The organism is Bacillus cereus group sp. MYBK14-1, from assembly GCF_051916885.1.
Lineage (GTDB): Bacteria > Bacillota > Bacilli > Bacillales > Bacillaceae_G > Bacillus_A > Bacillus_A cereus.
On the sequence record NZ_JBQAHM010000009.1, the window covers coordinates 1 to 15,160 of the forward strand.

A 15,160-nucleotide genomic window follows, 5' to 3' on the forward strand; every position below is an offset into this window, starting at 1 on the left:
TAAGCTCTCTAGCGCCGATGGTAGTTGGGACCTTGTCCCTGTGAGAGTAGGACGTCGCCAAGCAAAAACCTAAGTCATTTTGACTTAGGTTTTTTTGTGTTTATTTTTATTTACCGAATGCTATAATCCGTAAATTTAATAAAGCTACAGACGAAAAAAGAATGAAGTAGAGACTCTTTAAAATAATAGTAATGATTTTTTGTGTTCCTGATTTTCCTAATGTCGCTAAAGTAATACTTAAAATAGGACACATTATTTCTATCATAAGTATATATTTTAAATAATGAGATGCTATAAATAAATATTTAATAATTACAGAAATTACTGCAATAGAGAAAAATAAATAGGATAATAGCAAAGTTCTTTCTTTAACAGTTATCCTCCTTAGAAATTAAATCGTTATAATAATACAAGAGTGTATATATTTTGATTAAAAACATACTGAAGTGCTATTTAAACGATAAATACATAAAATAGATCTCTAGAAATATATATTCTAATTCCCTTTTCTTCTTGTATATAGTTGCAATTCTTCTTTTGAATATAACTAAAACACGAACGTTATTGACTGCTAATAAAAAAACATTCGATTATTTATTGACATTGTTTATGAAATATTGTTAATATAGCCATAGAAACAATAATATAAGACCTCATATAATCGCGGGGATATGGCCTGCAAGTCTCTACCTAACGACCGTTATTCGTTAGACTATGAGGGAAAGTCACTCGGTATTTTTCTATTCACAAGGGATACGTATGCCTGAGTAGAGCGCTTTCTCTCATAGTAAAAGAGAAACTGTTCTATTTCAGGCTTTTTTTATTTGAATCGGGGGGATTCTAATATGAAATCACTAGTTGGAGTCATAATGGGAAGTACGTCAGACTGGGAAACAATGAAATATGCTTGTGACATTTTAGATGAATTAAATATACCGTATGAGAAAAAAGTTGTATCCGCTCATCGGACTCCGGATTATATGTTTGAATATGCAGAGACGGCTCGTGAACGTGGATTGAAAGTTATTATTGCTGGAGCTGGTGGAGCAGCACATTTACCAGGAATGGTTGCAGCGAAGACAAATCTTCCTGTAATTGGAGTTCCAGTTCAATCAAAAGCATTAAACGGCTTAGATTCATTATTATCCATCGCCCAAATGCCAGGAGGTGTTCCAGTTGCAACTGTTGCAATTGGTAAAGCCGGTTCAACGAATGCTGGATTACTTGCCGCACAAATACTTGGATCATTTCATGATGATATACATGATGCATTAGAATTGAGACGAGAAGCGATTGAAAAAGATGTGCGTGAAGGTAGTGAGCTAGTATGACGAGAATCATTTTACCTGGAAAAACAATCGGTATTATTGGAGGCGGCCAGCTAGGAAGAATGATGGCATTGGCAGCTAAGGAGATGGGATATAAAATTGCTGTTTTAGATCCTACAAAGCATTCGCCATGTGCACAAGTTGCTGATATTGAAATTGTTGCACCATATGATGATTTAAAAGCAATTCAGCATTTAGCAGAGATAAGTGATGTTGTCACATATGAATTTGAGAATATTGATTATAGATGTTTACAATGGCTTGAAAAACATGCGTACTTACCACAAGGTAGTCAGTTGTTAAATACAACACAAAATCGTTTTACAGAAAAGAATGCGATTGAGAAGGCTGGGTTACCAGTAGCAACGTATAGATTAGTTCAAAATCAAGACCAGCTTACAGAAGCAATTGCTGGGTTATCATTCCCTTCCGTCTTAAAAACGACGACAGGTGGATATGATGGGAAAGGGCAAGTTGTTTTAAGAAGTGAAGCTGATGTTGAGGCGGCAAGAAATCTTGTGGATAAAGCAGAATGTATTTTAGAGAAATGGGTGCCTTTTGAAAAAGAAGTATCAGTTATTGTGATTCGTAGTGTAAGTGGTGAAACAAAAGTGTTTCCAGTAGCAGAAAATATTCATGTAAATAACATTTTACATGAATCTATCGTTCCAGCTCGCATTACAGAAGAGCTTTCTCAAAAAGCAATTGCGTATGCAAAGGTACTTGCGGATGAATTAGAACTTGTGGGAACACTAGCTGTAGAGATGTTTGCTACAGATAATGGTGAGATTTATATTAATGAATTAGCGCCAAGACCTCACAATTCAGGACACTATACACAGGATGCATGTGAAACGAGTCAATTTGGTCAACATATTCGAGCAATCTGTAATTTACCTCTAGGAGAAACAAATTTGTTAAAACCAGTTGTCATGGTAAACATTTTAGGCGAACATATAGAAGGGGTCCTAAGACAAGTGAATAGATTAACCGGGTGCTATTTACACTTGTATGGAAAAGAAGAAGCAAAAGCACAGCGAAAAATGGGGCATGTTAATATTTTAAATGATAATATTGAAGTCGCTCTAGAAAAAGCGAAGAGTTTGCATATTTGGGACCATCAAGAACAACTGTTGGAGGGAAAAAGATGATTAGTCGTTATACACGCCCTGAAATGGGTGCGATTTGGACGGAAGAGAACAAATTTAAAGCGTGGTTAGAAGTTGAGATTTTAGCTTGTGAAGCATGGGCTGAGCTTGGCGATATTCCAAAAGAAGATGTTAAAAAAATTCGTGAACATGCATCATTTGATATTGATCGTATTTATGAAATTGAAAAAGAAACACGTCATGACGTAGTTGCATTCACTCGTGCTGTATCAGAAACGCCAGCATTAGGCGAAGAACGTAAATGGGTTCATTACGGTTTAACATCTACAGATGTAGTAGATACAGCATTATCTTACATCTTAAAACAAGCGAATGAAATTATATTAAAAGACTTAGAGAACTTTGTAAGCATTTTAGCTAACAAAGCGAAAGAGCATAAATACACAATCATGATGGGAAGAACACACGGTGTTCATGCAGAACCAACGACATTTGGTTTAAAACTTGGTCTTTGGTATGAAGAGATGAAACGTAACGTAGAGCGTTTCAAACAAGCTGCTGATACAGTTCGTGTTGGTAAACTATCTGGTGCGGTTGGTACATATGCAAATATCGATCCATTCGTAGAAAAATATGTTTGTGAAAATTTAGGATTAGAAGCAGCACCAATTTCAACACAAACATTGCAACGTGATCGTCACGCACACTACATGTCAACACTTGCACTAATTGCAACATCTATCGAAAAGATGGCAGTTGAGATTCGTGGTTTACAAAAGAGTGAAACACGTGAAGTTGAAGAAGCTTTCGCAAAAGGTCAAAAGGGTTCTTCTGCAATGCCACATAAACGTAATCCAATTGGTTCTGAAAATATGACTGGTTTAGCTCGTGTTATCCGCGGTTATATGATGACAGCTTACGAAAATGTTCCATTATGGCATGAGCGTGACATTTCTCACTCTTCGGCAGAACGTGTAATTTTACCAGATGCTACAATCGCATTAAATTACATGTTAAATCGCTTTGGTAATATTGTTAAAAACTTAACTGTATACCCAGAGAATATGAAACGTAATATGACAAGAACATACGGCTTAATTTATTCTCAGCGCGTAATGCTTACACTAATCGACAAAGGTATGGTACGTGAAGAAGCTTATGATATCGTACAGCCTAAAGCGATGGAAGCTTGGGAAACACAAGTACAATTTAAAGAGCTTGTAGAAGCTGATGAGCGTATTACAAGCAAGTTAACACAAGAAGAAATTAATGAATGCTTCAACTATGAGCATCATATGCAACACGTTGATACAATCTTTGAACGCCTTGGATTAAACGAAGCGTAAAATTTCATATGGCACAGAATAGAGTCATTCTGTGCCATTCTTTATAAAAATATTATTCACATTTTTCAAACTACAGGGGGCTTGCGAAATGCAAAAGCTAGAATTGCTGTATGAAGGTAAGGCAAAAAGAATTTATCGTACAGAATCAGCAGATATGGTTTGGGTAGAGTACAAAGATAGTGCGACTGCTTTCAATGGGGAGAAAAAAGAGACGATTACAGGAAAAGGTCGTTTGAACAATGAAATTACAACTTTATTGTTCAGAAAGTTACAAGAAGTGGGAATTAAAACACATTTTGTTGAGAAGTTATCTGAGACAGAACAACTTGTTAAAAAAGTGAGTATTATTCCTTTAGAAGTTGTCACAAGAAATGTAATTGCAGGAAGTCTTTCAAAACGATTAGGAATGGAAGAGGGAACTGTACTTGCAGAACCAATCGTAGAATTTTACTTCAAAGATGATGATTTAGGAGATCCGCTTGTAACGGAAGATCATATTCGTGTATTAAACGTTGCATCGCCAGAGCAAGTAAGTGTATTACGAGATATGGCTCTACAAATCAATCAAGTGTTGATTGATCATTTCGCAAGCTGTCGTGTAAGATTAGTAGATTTCAAATTAGAGTTTGGTGTAACGGAAGAAGGAGAAATCATTTTAGCGGATGAAATTTCACCAGATACTTGCCGTTTATGGGATGAAACGAGCAATGAAAAGTTTGATAAAGACGTATTCCGTCGTGATCTTGGAAATTTAACAGATGCTTATGAAGAGATTTTAAAACGTTTAGGGGGAATTTCACATGTATAAAGTTAAGGTATATGTAACATTAAGAGAAAGCGTATTAGATCCACAAGGAACAGCAGTAAAAGGAGCACTTCATAGTCTTTCATTCACAGAAGTACAAGACGTTCGAATCGGAAAGTACATGGAACTAACAATTGATAAATCTGTATCTGATTTAGATAGCAAGGTAAAAGAAATGTGTGAAAAACTATTAGCGAACGTTGTAATGGAAGACTTCCGTTATGAAGTTGAGGAGGTTGTCGCACAGTGAAATTTGCCGTAATAGTATTTCCGGGTTCGAACTGTGATGTCGATATGTTCCATGCAATTAAAGATGAGCTTGGCGAAGAAGTAGATTACGTTTGGCACGATACAGAGAATTTAGATGAATATGATGCAATTCTACTACCAGGTGGATTTTCTTATGGTGACTACTTACGCTGCGGTGCTATCTCTCGCTTTGCTAATGCAATGAAAGCAGTGCAAAAAGCTGCTGAGCAAGGAAAGCCGATTTTAGGTGTATGTAATGGATTCCAGATTCTTGTTGAATCAGGATTACTACCAGGAGCGTTAATAAGAAACGAAAACTTAAAATTTATGTGTCGCACTGTTCAGTTACGTGTTGAAAATAATGAAACGATGTTTACATCACAATATGAAAAAGATGAAATAATTAATATTCCAATCGCGCATGGTGAGGGGAATTACTATTGTGATGAAGCGACTCTTAAACAATTAGAAGAGAACAATCAAATCGCATTCCGTTACGTAGAAAACCCTAACGGTAGCGTTTCAGATATTGCTGGTATTGTAAATGAAAAAGGAAATGTACTTGGTATGATGCCGCACCCAGAGCGTGCTGTAGATGAATTACTTGGCGGTGCTGAAGGGTTAAAAGTCTTTCAATCTATCTTAAAACAGTGGAGGGAAACATATGTCGTTAATGCTTGAACCAAATCCAACACAAATTAAAGAAGAGCGTATATATGCGGAAATGGGGTTAACAGACGAAGAGTTTGCCATGGTTGAAAAGATTTTAGGTCGTCTGCCAAATTATACAGAAACAGGGTTATTCTCTGTAATGTGGTCTGAACATTGTAGTTATAAAAATTCAAAACCAGTGCTTCGAAAATTCCCAACAACAGGTGAGCGTGTTCTACAAGGGCCTGGGGAAGGTGCTGGAATTGTAGATATCGGTGATAATCAAGCAGTTGTATTTAAAATGGAAAGTCATAACCATCCTTCAGCTATTGAACCATATCAAGGAGCTGCAACAGGTGTTGGTGGTATTATTCGTGACGTATTCTCTATGGGAGCACGTCCGGTAGCTCTATTAAACTCACTTCGTTTCGGTGAATTACAGTCACCACGTGTGAAATATTTATTCGAAGAAGTAGTAGCAGGAATTGCAGGATACGGTAACTGCATCGGTATTCCGACTGTTGGCGGCGAAGTACAATTTGATCCATGTTACGAAGGAAATCCACTTGTAAATGCAATGTGCGTAGGTTTGATTAACCACGAAGACATTAAAAAAGGACAAGCACATGGTGCTGGTAACACAGTAATGTACGTAGGAGCATCAACTGGTCGTGACGGTATTCACGGTGCAACATTCGCGTCGGAAGAACTATCTGAAAGCTCAGAAGCGAAACGTCCAGCGGTTCAAGTAGGGGATCCATTTATGGAAAAACTTCTTATTGAAGCGTGTTTAGAATTAATTCAATCTGATGCACTTGTTGGAATTCAAGATATGGGTGCGGCTGGTTTAACATCATCATCTGCAGAAATGGCAAGTAAAGCAGGAATGGGTATTGAAATGTACTTAGATGATGTACCACAGCGTGAAACAGGAATGACACCATATGAAATGATGCTATCTGAATCACAAGAGCGTATGTTAATTGTCGTGAAAAAAGGTAGAGAACAAGAAATAGTAGATTTATTTGAGAAGTATGGTCTTGCAGCGGTTACGATGGGGAAAGTAACAGAAGATAAAATGCTTCGTTTATTCCATAAAGGTGAAAAGGTAGCTGAAGTTCCAGCAGATGCTTTAGCAGAAGAAGCACCAATTTATCATAAGCCATCAAAAGAAGCAGCATACTTTGCTGAATTCCAAGCAATGAAAATGGAAACGCCAAAAGTAGAAAATTATAAAGAAACGTTATTCGCTTTATTACAGCAACCAACAATTGCAAGTAAAGAGTGGGTATACGATCAATACGATTACCAAGTTCGCACAAGCACAGTTGTTACGCCAGGTTCAGATGCTGCAGTTGTACGTGTACGCGGTACAGAAAAAGGATTAGCAATGACGACAGATTGTAACTCTCGCTACATTTATCTAGACCCAGAGACGGGCGGTAAAATTGCAGTAGCAGAGGCAGCGCGTAATATCGTATGTTCTGGCGGAGAGCCACTTGCAATTACAGATTGCTTAAACTTCGGTAACCCAGAAAAACCAGAAATCTTCTGGCAAATTGAGAAATCAGTAGACGGTATGAGTGAAGCTTGTCGCACATTACAAACACCAGTTATCGGCGGAAACGTATCGATGTATAACGAGCGTAGTGGTGAAGCTGTATATCCAACACCAACTGTTGGGATGGTCGGACTTGTGCATGACTTAAAACATGTAACAACACAAGAGTTTAAGCAAGCTGGTGATTTAGTGTATGTAATTGGTGAGACGAAAGCTGAGTTTGGCGGAAGTGAATTACAGAAAATGATTCACGGCAAAATTTTCGGTCAATCACCAAGTATCGATTTAGATGTAGAATTAAAACGCCAAAAACAAGTATTAGAATCAATTCAAGCTGGTCTTGTTCAATCTGCACATGATGTTGCTGAAGGTGGTTTAGCAGTTGCGATTTCAGAAAGTGCAATTGGTGCTAAAGGCTTAGGTGCTACTGTGAAATTAGATGGAGAAGCAACAGCTGCATTATTCGCTGAATCACAGTCTCGCTTCGTGATAACTGTAAAACGTGAAAATAAAGAGGCGTTTGAGAAAGTGGTAGAAGCAACCCAAGTTGGAGAAGTAACAAGTACAAATGAAGTAACAATTCATAATGAAGAAAATGAAGTATTACTTACAGCAAATGTAGATGAAATGAGAAAGGCTTGGAAAGGGGCAATCCCATGCTTGCTGAAATAAAGGGGTTAAACGAAGAATGTGGCGTTTTCGGAATTTGGGGGCATGAAAATGCAGCACAAGTTTCATACTACGGATTGCACAGTTTACAGCACCGTGGGCAAGAAGGCGCAGGCATTGTCGTAAATAATGGGGAAAAAATCGTCGGTCACAAGGGGTTAGGTTTAATATCAGAAGTGTTTTCAAGAGGTGAGCTAGAAGGATTAAATGGAAAATCAGCGATCGGACATGTACGATATGCAACAGCTGGTGGAAGTGAAGTTGCTAACGTTCAACCATTGTTGTTCCGTTTTTCCGATCATAGTATGGCGTTAGCTCATAACGGAAATTTAATTAACGCAAAAATGCTTCGTCGTGAATTAGAAGCAGAGGGCAGTATTTTTCAAACTAGTTCAGATACAGAAGTACTTTTACATCTTATTAAGCGTAGTACGAAAGATTCTTTAATTGAAAGTGTAAAAGAAGCTTTAAACAAAGTGAAAGGTGCGTTTGCGTATCTTTTACTAACTGGAAATGAAATGATCGTTGCATTAGATCCGAATGGGTTCCGTCCGCTTTCAATTGGAAAGATGGGGGATGCTTACGTTGTAGCATCTGAAACATGTGCTTTTGATGTAGTAGGTGCAACATACATTCGTGATGTAGAACCGGGTGAATTACTTATCATTAATGATGAAGGAATTCACGTAGATCGTTTCACAAACGATGTAGAACATGCAATTTGTAGTATGGAATACATTTACTTTGCACGACCAGATTCTAATATTGCAGGCGTTAACGTTCATGCAGCACGTAAGAATATGGGGAAACGTTTAGCGGCAGAAGCTCCTATTGAAGCAGATGTTGTTACTGGTGTACCAGACTCTAGTATTTCAGCTGCGATTGGCTATGCGGAGGCGACAGGTATTCCATATGAGTTAGGATTAATTAAAAATCGTTACGTTGGACGTACGTTTATTCAACCTTCTCAGGAACTGCGAGAGCAAGGGGTTAAGATGAAACTTTCCGCAGTAAGAGGTGTAGTTGAAGGGAAACGAGTTGTTATGATTGATGACTCTATCGTAAGAGGAACGACAAGTAAACGAATTGTTCGTATGCTTCGTGAAGCTGGAGCGACAGAAGTTCACGTAAGAATTGCTTCACCACCTCTGAAATATCCATGTTTCTATGGCATTGATATTCAAACGAGAAAAGAATTAATTGCAGCAAATCATACAGTAGAAGAAATCCGTGAAATGATCGGAGCAGATTCTTTAACATTTTTAAGCGAAGATGGATTAGTAGATGCAATTGGACGTCCATATGAAGGGAAATATGGTGGCCTATGCATGGCTTACTTTAATGGGGACTATCCAACAGCTCTTTATGATTATGAGCAAGAGCTTTTAGAAAGTATGAAATAAGAAAAGTGAAACAAGCTTCTACTTCTTTTGATGTAGAAGCTAGCTCCTTTCTTAAAATAGCCCGCCCTGGATGGGGAGAAATTAAAAGACGAGGTGTAAATAACGATGGCGAATCCATATAAGCAAGCAGGAGTAGATATTGAAGCTGGATATGAAGCGGTATCTCGCATGAAAAAACACGTACAAACAACTATGAGAAAAGAAGTACTAGGCGGTTTAGGCGGTTTTGGAGGTATGTTTGATCTATCAAAATTTGCATTAGAAGAACCTGTATTAGTATCTGGAACAGATGGCGTGGGAACGAAATTGATGCTCGCTTTTATGGCAGATAAACATGACACAATTGGTATTGATGCAGTAGCAATGTGTGTAAATGATATTGTTGTCCAAGGAGCAGAGCCGCTTTTCTTCCTTGATTATATTGCTTGTGGTAAAGCTGAACCTAGTAAAATTGAAAACATCGTCAAAGGTATATCAGAGGGCTGTCGCCAAGCTGGTTGTGCATTAATCGGTGGAGAAACAGCTGAAATGCCAGGAATGTATTCTACGGAAGAATATGATTTAGCTGGTTTTACAGTTGGGATTGTTGATAAAAAGAAAATTGTAACAGGTGAAAAGATTGAAGCTGGTCACGTGCTAATTGGCTTAGCATCTAGCGGTATTCATAGCAATGGTTACTCTTTAGTACGAAAAGTGTTACTAGAAGATGGGGAACTATCTTTAGAGCGTATTTATGGCCGCTTAGAACTACCTCTTGGTGAAGAATTATTAAAACCAACGAAAATTTATGTCAAACCTATTTTAGAACTATTGAAGAAACATGAAGTATACGGTATGGCGCATATTACAGGTGGTGGATTTATTGAAAATATTCCACGCATGTTGCCAGAAGGAATCGGTGCCGAGATTGAACTAGGATCTTGGGAAATTCAGCCGATCTTTAGTTTGCTTCAAGAAGTTGGAAAACTGGAAGAAAAAGAAATGTTCAATATTTTTAACATGGGTATTGGTATGGTAGTAGCAGTGAAGGAAGAAGATGCAAAAGATGTTGTTCGTCTTCTTGAAGAGCAAGGAGAAATGGCTCGTATTATTGGACGTACTATACAAGGAGCTGGCGTTACTTTTAATGGGGGCACAGCACTATGAGTAGATTAGCAGTTTTTGCTTCTGGAAGCGGATCTAACTTTCAATCTCTCGTTAATGCGGTAGAAGAAAAAAGATTGGATGCAGAAATTAGTTTATTAGTATGTGATAAACCAGAAGCACGCGCTGTTGGACGGGCAAATTATCATCATATTCCGTGTTTTGCTTTTTCAGCGAAAGCATATGAGTCAAAAGAAGCATTTGAAAAAGAGATATTAAAGAAGCTAGAAGAATATGAAATTGATTATGTTATTTTAGCTGGATATATGCGGTTAATCGGGCCGACGTTACTAGAAGCATACGGCGGGAAGATTATTAATATTCATCCATCATTACTACCGAGCTTTCCGGGTAAAGATGCTATCGGTCAAGCGTTAGAAGCAGGTGTGAAAGTAACTGGAGTAACAATTCATTATGTAGATGCAGGTATGGATACAGGGCCAATTATTGCGCAAGAAGCAGTGGTTGTTTCTGAAGGGGATACGAGAGAAAGTTTACAAAAGAAAATTCAACAAGTTGAACATAAATTATACGTAAATACAGTAAATCAAATTGTTCAGTCTGTGAAAGAATCAACTGTTAACTAACATACAACCAGGGGTGAAGGATAAATGAAAAAGCGTGCATTAGTAAGTGTTTCAGATAAAACAGGAGTAGTAGAATTTGTTAAAGGGTTACTAGAACAAGGGATTGAAGTTATTTCAACAGGTGGTACGAAAAAGTTATTAGAAGAAAACGGTTTACAAGTAATTGGTATTTCTGAAGTAACTGGTTTCCCTGAAATTATGGATGGCCGTGTGAAAACGTTACATCCAAATATTCATGGTGGTCTATTAGCAGTTCGTGATAATGAAACACATGTAACACAAATGAATGAATTAGGTATGGAGCCAATTGACTTTGTTGTTGTTAACTTATATCCATTTAAAGAAACAATCGCTAAGCCTGATGTAACATTTGCTGATGCAATTGAAAATATTGATATCGGTGGCCCGACAATGATTCGCTCTGCTGCGAAAAATCATAAATTCGTATCTGTAATTGTAGATCCAGTAGATTATGATATTGTGTTAGCAGAACTGAAAGAGAACGGTGAAGTAGCAGAGGAAACAAAACGTAAACTAGCAGCGAAAGTATTCCGTCATACAGCAGCGTATGATGCGTTAATTTCTAACTACTTAACAGAGCAAATGGGTGAAGAAAGTCCAGAAACATTAACTGTGACATTTGAGAAAAAGCAAGACTTACGTTATGGCGAGAACCCACATCAAAAGGCAACTTTCTATAAAGCGCCATTCGCAGCAACTTCTTCTGTTGCATACGCAGAACAATTACACGGTAAAGAATTATCGTATAACAATATTAATGATGCAGACGCAGCACTTAGCATCGTAAAAGAATTTACAGAACCAGCAGTAGTAGCAGTAAAACATATGAATCCATGTGGTGTTGGAGTAGGAACTGATATTCACGAAGCATATACTCGCGCTTATGAAGCAGATCCAGTATCAATTTTCGGCGGTATTATTGCAGCAAATCGTGAAATTGATAAAGCTACAGCAGAAAAGTTACATGAAATTTTCTTAGAAATTGTTATCGCACCTTCGTTCTCGCAAGAAGCTTTAGAAGTGTTACAAAGTAAGAAGAACTTACGTTTATTAACTATAAATATTGAAAAAGCGACAAGTGCAAGCAAAAAACTAACTTCTGTACAAGGTGGACTTCTCGTTCAAGAAGAAGATACGTTATCATTAGATGAAAGTACAATTTCAATTCCAACGAAACGTGAACCTTCAGAGCAAGAATGGAAAGATTTAAAACTAGCTTGGAAAGTTGTAAAACATGTGAAATCAAACGCAATTGTTTTAGCGAAAGATGACATGACAATTGGCATCGGTGCGGGACAGATGAACCGTGTAGGTTCTGCAAAAATCGCAATTACACAAGCTGGTGAAAAAGCACAAGGTAGCGCACTTGCATCTGATGCTTTCTTCCCAATGCCAGATACATTAGAAGAAGCAGCAAAAGCAGGAATTACAGCAATCATTCAACCAGGCGGATCAATCCGTGATGAAGATTCTATTAAAGTGGCAGATACGTATGGGATTGCTATGGTGTTCACTGGCGTACGTCATTTCAAACACTAATAGAGGATGTTTAAAAAGTCCGGTTAAGATAACCTTCGCATGTCGTCGTTGCAATGCCAGTGCGGTACTCATGTAGGAAAGCTACACTCCGTGTCCTCCTGGCAAATGCGCCTAGACCTGCTCGGTTCTCTTAATCCTCCTTTTTAAACCTTTATTGATATGGATGTTTAAAAAGTCCGGTCGATAACCTTTTATTGATATGAAAAAGCAAACTAGGAGCATAGCTTCTAGTTTGTACTTATTTAATTATTGGGGGATGAAATATGAATGTTTTAGTAATTGGCCGCGGTGGGCGTGAGCATGCTTTAGCTTGGAAGTTTGCACAATCTGAAAAAGTAGAAAAGGTATATGTAGCACCAGGTAATGAAGGTATGAGAGATGTTGCAACACCAGTTGATATTGATGAAAATGATTTTGATGCATTAGTTTTATTTGCAAAAGAGAATAATGTTGAGTTAACTTTCGTTGGACCAGAAATTCCGCTTATGAATGGAATTGTTGATTGTTTTAAAGAAGAGGGACTTCGCGTATTTGGTCCGAATAAAGCGGCTGCTGTTATTGAAGGTAGTAAAGCTTTTACAAAAGAGCTTATGAAAAAGTATGATATTCCAACTGCGGCGTACGAAACTTTTACAGATTATGAAGAAGCAGTACAGTACATTCAAAAAGTTGGTGCACCAATCGTTATTAAAGCTGACGGCCTAGCTGCGGGTAAAGGGGTAACGGTAGCAATGACGCTTGAAGAGGCATTACAAGCTGTGAAAGAAATGCTACAAGATGTGAAATTCGGCGCGGCAAGTAAGAAGATCGTTATTGAAGAGTTTTTAGATGGACAAGAATTTTCATTAATGGCATTCGTGAATGGAACAACTGTACATCCAATGGTAATCGCCCAAGATCATAAAAGAGCTTTTGATGGTGATAAAGGTCCAAATACGGGCGGAATGGGTGCATATTCTCCAGTACCACAAATTCCAGAATCAGCAGTTCAAGAAGCGATTCAAACCGTATTACATCCAACTGCTAAGGCGATGATTGCAGAAAACCGTTCGTTTACAGGTATTTTATACGCAGGTCTTATTTTAACAAATGATGGTCCGAAGGTAATTGAATTTAATGCACGCTTCGGTGATCCTGAAACAGAAGTTGTATTACCTCGCTTAGAAAATGATTTAGTTGACGTATGTAACGCTGTATTAGATGAAAGTGAACTAACGTTACAATGGTCAGAAGAAGCTGTAATCGGTGTTGTACTTGCTTCTAAAGGATATCCAGAAGCATATAAAAAAGGTGATATTATTAGTGGACTAGATGCACTGCAAGATGTGATTGTTTTCCATGCAGGTACAGCAATGAAACATGGGGACTTTGTAACGAACGGTGGCCGTGTATTATTTGTTGCTTGTAAGGCAAATAGTTTACAAGAAGCAAAAGATAAAGTATATAAAGAAATCGGTAAAATTGAGAGTGATGGTCTATTTTATCGAAGTGATATAGGATATCGTGCAATTGGGCATGAGATGACGAAAAGTTAATATGTAAAAATCCCGCTGAGGAATCAGCGGGATTTTTTATGCATCTTTATCTTTTTTTAATTTCCCTTTTTGCTTTGCCATTTCTCGAAGTAAATACTCGATGTGTGCATTGACGCTACGAAATTCATCATTTGCCCATTTTTCGATGACTGCGTGTAATTCAGGATCAATACGTAATGGAAAGCTTTTCTTTTTAGCCATAATTACTTATAGCCCTTAGTATAGGCTTCCTGTATTAATAACTGGTTGCGCACCTTTATCTGAAACGATGGCAACTAATAAGTTGTTTACCATATTTGCTTTACGCTCGTCATCGAGTTCTAGTACGCCTTCTTCATCTAACATATGGATGGAATCTTTCGCCATCTTCACAGCACCTTCAACAATTTCTTTTCTAGCAGCTAATACTGCTTTTGCTTGCTGGCGTTGTAGCATTGCATGGGCAATTTCTGTTGCGTAAGCTAAGTGCGTTAAACGAGTTTCTAATACTTCTACACCAGCAATTTCAAGACGCGCCTCTAATTCACGTTTTAATTCTTCAGAGATTTCTTCAGTATTTCCGCGTAACGTAACGCAGGTTTCATCTTGGAAATTGTCATAAGGATATTTTGTTGCAACATGGCGGATTGCCGTTTCGCTTTGAATTTCTACAAATCGATCATAATGTTCAACACCAAACATTGCTTTTGCAGAATCAACAACTTTATATACGATAACAGCTGCAATTTCAATTGGATTTCCATCAACGTCATTTACTTTTAATTTTTTACTGTTAAAGTTTTCAACACGTAAAGATACAGTTTGACGGAATGCGAACGGAATCGTTAAAAATAAACCGTTTTGACGAATTGTTCCTAAATAATTACCGAAGAACGTAATAACCTTCGCTTGATTCGGTTGAACAATACCGATACCTGTAGCGAGAACTGCGGCTAATATAATAGTTAGTGCCGCTCCTATGAAAATTTCTTGTGCAAGGAAAAATACACCGATAGCAGCTAAAATCAAAATTCCAATAATACCGAGAAAACCATTTACATAAAATACTTGTTTTTCTTTCATATGATCGCCTCCTGATATAAAAATGATATCACTTTTATATCATTTTAAGCAAGAGGTATGCACCTAATTTTCTGAATTTTATTGATTGATATCTTTTATATACATTTTAAGGCCGAAAAAGAGAATGTACGTTCTGTTTTATGGTAAAATAA

The 15,160-nt window shown here is 37.6% G+C and carries 15 protein-coding genes and 1 riboswitch; of the genes, 12 read left to right on the top strand and 3 right to left on the bottom strand.

Going from position 1 to position 15,160, the window contains the following annotated elements:
* Nucleotides 1-106: 106 nt before the first annotated feature.
* Entirely contained in the window at nt 107-358 is a 252-nt protein-coding gene (locus ACTFR3_RS20730) for a hypothetical protein (RefSeq protein WP_000927500.1), read from the bottom strand.
* Nucleotides 359-633: 275 nt separating this feature from the next.
* Nucleotides 634-735, top strand: a riboswitch (purine riboswitch).
* A gap of 110 nt (nt 736-845) precedes the next feature.
* On the opposite strand from ACTFR3_RS20730, the gene purE reads away from it, so the two are divergent.
* The 12 genes from purE (at nt 846) to purD (ending at nt 13,946) form a co-directional block, all read left to right on the top strand.
* Nucleotides 846-1,331 (top strand): 5-(carboxyamino)imidazole ribonucleotide mutase, encoded by a 486-nt coding sequence (gene purE, locus ACTFR3_RS20735; RefSeq protein ID WP_000839365.1) that lies wholly within the window; start codon nt 846-848, stop codon nt 1,329-1,331.
* Complete coding sequence (gene purK, locus ACTFR3_RS20740) at nt 1,328-2,479, top strand: 5-(carboxyamino)imidazole ribonucleotide synthase (RefSeq protein WP_000196774.1); 1,152 nt, start codon at nt 1,328-1,330, stop codon at nt 2,477-2,479. Before purE ends, purK begins: the two co-directional genes overlap by 4 nt.
* Complete coding sequence (gene purB, locus ACTFR3_RS20745; protein WP_000625682.1) at nt 2,476-3,783, top strand: adenylosuccinate lyase; 1,308 nt, start codon at nt 2,476-2,478, stop codon at nt 3,781-3,783. Before purK ends, purB begins: the two co-directional genes overlap by 4 nt.
* 88 nt (nt 3,784-3,871) lie before the next feature.
* A complete protein-coding gene (gene purC, locus ACTFR3_RS20750) occupies nt 3,872-4,591 on the top strand; it encodes a phosphoribosylaminoimidazolesuccinocarboxamide synthase (protein WP_001170544.1) in 720 nt (239 codons plus the stop codon).
* Nucleotides 4,584-4,838, top strand: a complete 255-nt coding sequence (gene purS / locus ACTFR3_RS20755) for a phosphoribosylformylglycinamidine synthase subunit PurS (RefSeq protein WP_000278823.1) — start codon at nt 4,584-4,586, stop codon at nt 4,836-4,838. Before purC ends, purS begins: the two co-directional genes overlap by 8 nt.
* Nucleotides 4,835-5,518 carry a phosphoribosylformylglycinamidine synthase subunit PurQ gene (gene purQ, locus ACTFR3_RS20760; RefSeq protein ID WP_000666774.1) on the top strand — a complete coding sequence of 228 codons (684 nt, stop codon included), beginning with the start codon at nt 4,835-4,837 and terminating at the stop codon, nt 5,516-5,518. Before purS ends, purQ begins: the two co-directional genes overlap by 4 nt.
* Nucleotides 5,502-7,721 carry a phosphoribosylformylglycinamidine synthase II gene (gene purL / locus ACTFR3_RS20765; protein ID WP_440044795.1) on the top strand — a complete coding sequence of 740 codons (2,220 nt, stop codon included), beginning with the start codon at nt 5,502-5,504 and terminating at the stop codon, nt 7,719-7,721. The genes purQ and purL overlap by 17 nt, the downstream gene beginning before the upstream one ends.
* Nucleotides 7,706-9,121 carry an amidophosphoribosyltransferase gene (purF, locus tag ACTFR3_RS20770; RefSeq protein WP_000879025.1) on the top strand — a complete coding sequence of 472 codons (1,416 nt, stop codon included), beginning with the start codon at nt 7,706-7,708 and terminating at the stop codon, nt 9,119-9,121. The genes purL and purF overlap by 16 nt, the downstream gene beginning before the upstream one ends.
* Nucleotides 9,122-9,226: 105 nt before the next feature.
* On the top strand, nt 9,227-10,267 hold the full coding sequence (purM, locus tag ACTFR3_RS20775; RefSeq protein ID WP_440044796.1) for a phosphoribosylformylglycinamidine cyclo-ligase: 1,041 nt from the start codon (nt 9,227-9,229) through the stop codon (nt 10,265-10,267).
* Nucleotides 10,264-10,851: a phosphoribosylglycinamide formyltransferase gene (gene purN, locus ACTFR3_RS20780; RefSeq protein WP_440044797.1), complete on the top strand. Its 588-nt coding sequence runs from the start codon at nt 10,264-10,266 to the stop codon at nt 10,849-10,851. Before purM ends, purN begins: the two co-directional genes overlap by 4 nt.
* Nucleotides 10,852-10,875: 24 nt before the next feature.
* A complete protein-coding gene (purH, locus tag ACTFR3_RS20785; protein ID WP_000745438.1) occupies nt 10,876-12,411 on the top strand; it encodes a bifunctional phosphoribosylaminoimidazolecarboxamide formyltransferase/IMP cyclohydrolase in 1,536 nt (511 codons plus the stop codon).
* Nucleotides 12,412-12,674: 263 nt separating this feature from the next.
* Nucleotides 12,675-13,946: a phosphoribosylamine--glycine ligase gene (gene purD, locus ACTFR3_RS20790; protein WP_001101962.1), complete on the top strand. Its 1,272-nt coding sequence runs from the start codon at nt 12,675-12,677 to the stop codon at nt 13,944-13,946.
* Between the two features lie 36 nt (nt 13,947-13,982).
* Here the strand turns inward: purD and ACTFR3_RS20795 are convergent, their stop codons facing one another.
* Both ACTFR3_RS20795 and ACTFR3_RS20800 read right to left on the bottom strand, forming a co-directional pair.
* Complete coding sequence (locus ACTFR3_RS20795; RefSeq protein ID WP_001085171.1) at nt 13,983-14,147, bottom strand: toxin-antitoxin system HicB family antitoxin; 165 nt, start codon at nt 14,145-14,147, stop codon at nt 13,983-13,985.
* A 15-nt stretch (nt 14,148-14,162) separates the two neighbouring features.
* Nucleotides 14,163-15,008 carry an SPFH domain-containing protein gene (locus ACTFR3_RS20800; RefSeq protein ID WP_000660669.1) on the bottom strand — a complete coding sequence of 282 codons (846 nt, stop codon included), beginning with the start codon at nt 15,006-15,008 and terminating at the stop codon, nt 14,163-14,165.
* Nucleotides 15,009-15,160 lie beyond the last annotated feature (152 nt).

What these genes read in the sequence shown, in the direction of transcription:
- purE (WP_000839365.1), top strand. Translation starts at nt 846, where the DNA reads ATGAAATCACTAGTTGGAGTCATAATGGGAAGTACGTCAGACTGGGAA.
- purK (WP_000196774.1), top strand. Translation starts at nt 1,328, where the DNA reads ATGACGAGAATCATTTTACCTGGAAAAACAATCGGTATTATTGGAGGC.
- purB (WP_000625682.1), top strand. Translation starts at nt 2,476, where the DNA reads ATGATTAGTCGTTATACACGCCCTGAAATGGGTGCGATTTGGACGGAA.
- purC (WP_001170544.1), top strand. Translation starts at nt 3,872, where the DNA reads ATGCAAAAGCTAGAATTGCTGTATGAAGGTAAGGCAAAAAGAATTTAT.
- purS (WP_000278823.1), top strand. Translation starts at nt 4,584, where the DNA reads ATGTATAAAGTTAAGGTATATGTAACATTAAGAGAAAGCGTATTAGAT.
- purL (WP_440044795.1), top strand. Translation starts at nt 5,502, where the DNA reads ATGTCGTTAATGCTTGAACCAAATCCAACACAAATTAAAGAAGAGCGT.
- purF (WP_000879025.1), top strand. Translation starts at nt 7,706, where the DNA reads ATGCTTGCTGAAATAAAGGGGTTAAACGAAGAATGTGGCGTTTTCGGA.
- purM (WP_440044796.1), top strand. Translation starts at nt 9,227, where the DNA reads ATGGCGAATCCATATAAGCAAGCAGGAGTAGATATTGAAGCTGGATAT.
- purN (WP_440044797.1), top strand. Translation starts at nt 10,264, where the DNA reads ATGAGTAGATTAGCAGTTTTTGCTTCTGGAAGCGGATCTAACTTTCAA.
- purH (WP_000745438.1), top strand. Translation starts at nt 10,876, where the DNA reads ATGAAAAAGCGTGCATTAGTAAGTGTTTCAGATAAAACAGGAGTAGTA.
- purD (WP_001101962.1), top strand. Translation starts at nt 12,675, where the DNA reads ATGAATGTTTTAGTAATTGGCCGCGGTGGGCGTGAGCATGCTTTAGCT.
- ACTFR3_RS20795 (WP_001085171.1), bottom strand. Translation starts at nt 14,147, where the DNA reads ATGGCTAAAAAGAAAAGCTTTCCATTACGTATTGATCCTGAATTACAC.
- ACTFR3_RS20800 (WP_000660669.1), bottom strand. Translation starts at nt 15,008, where the DNA reads ATGAAAGAAAAACAAGTATTTTATGTAAATGGTTTTCTCGGTATTATT.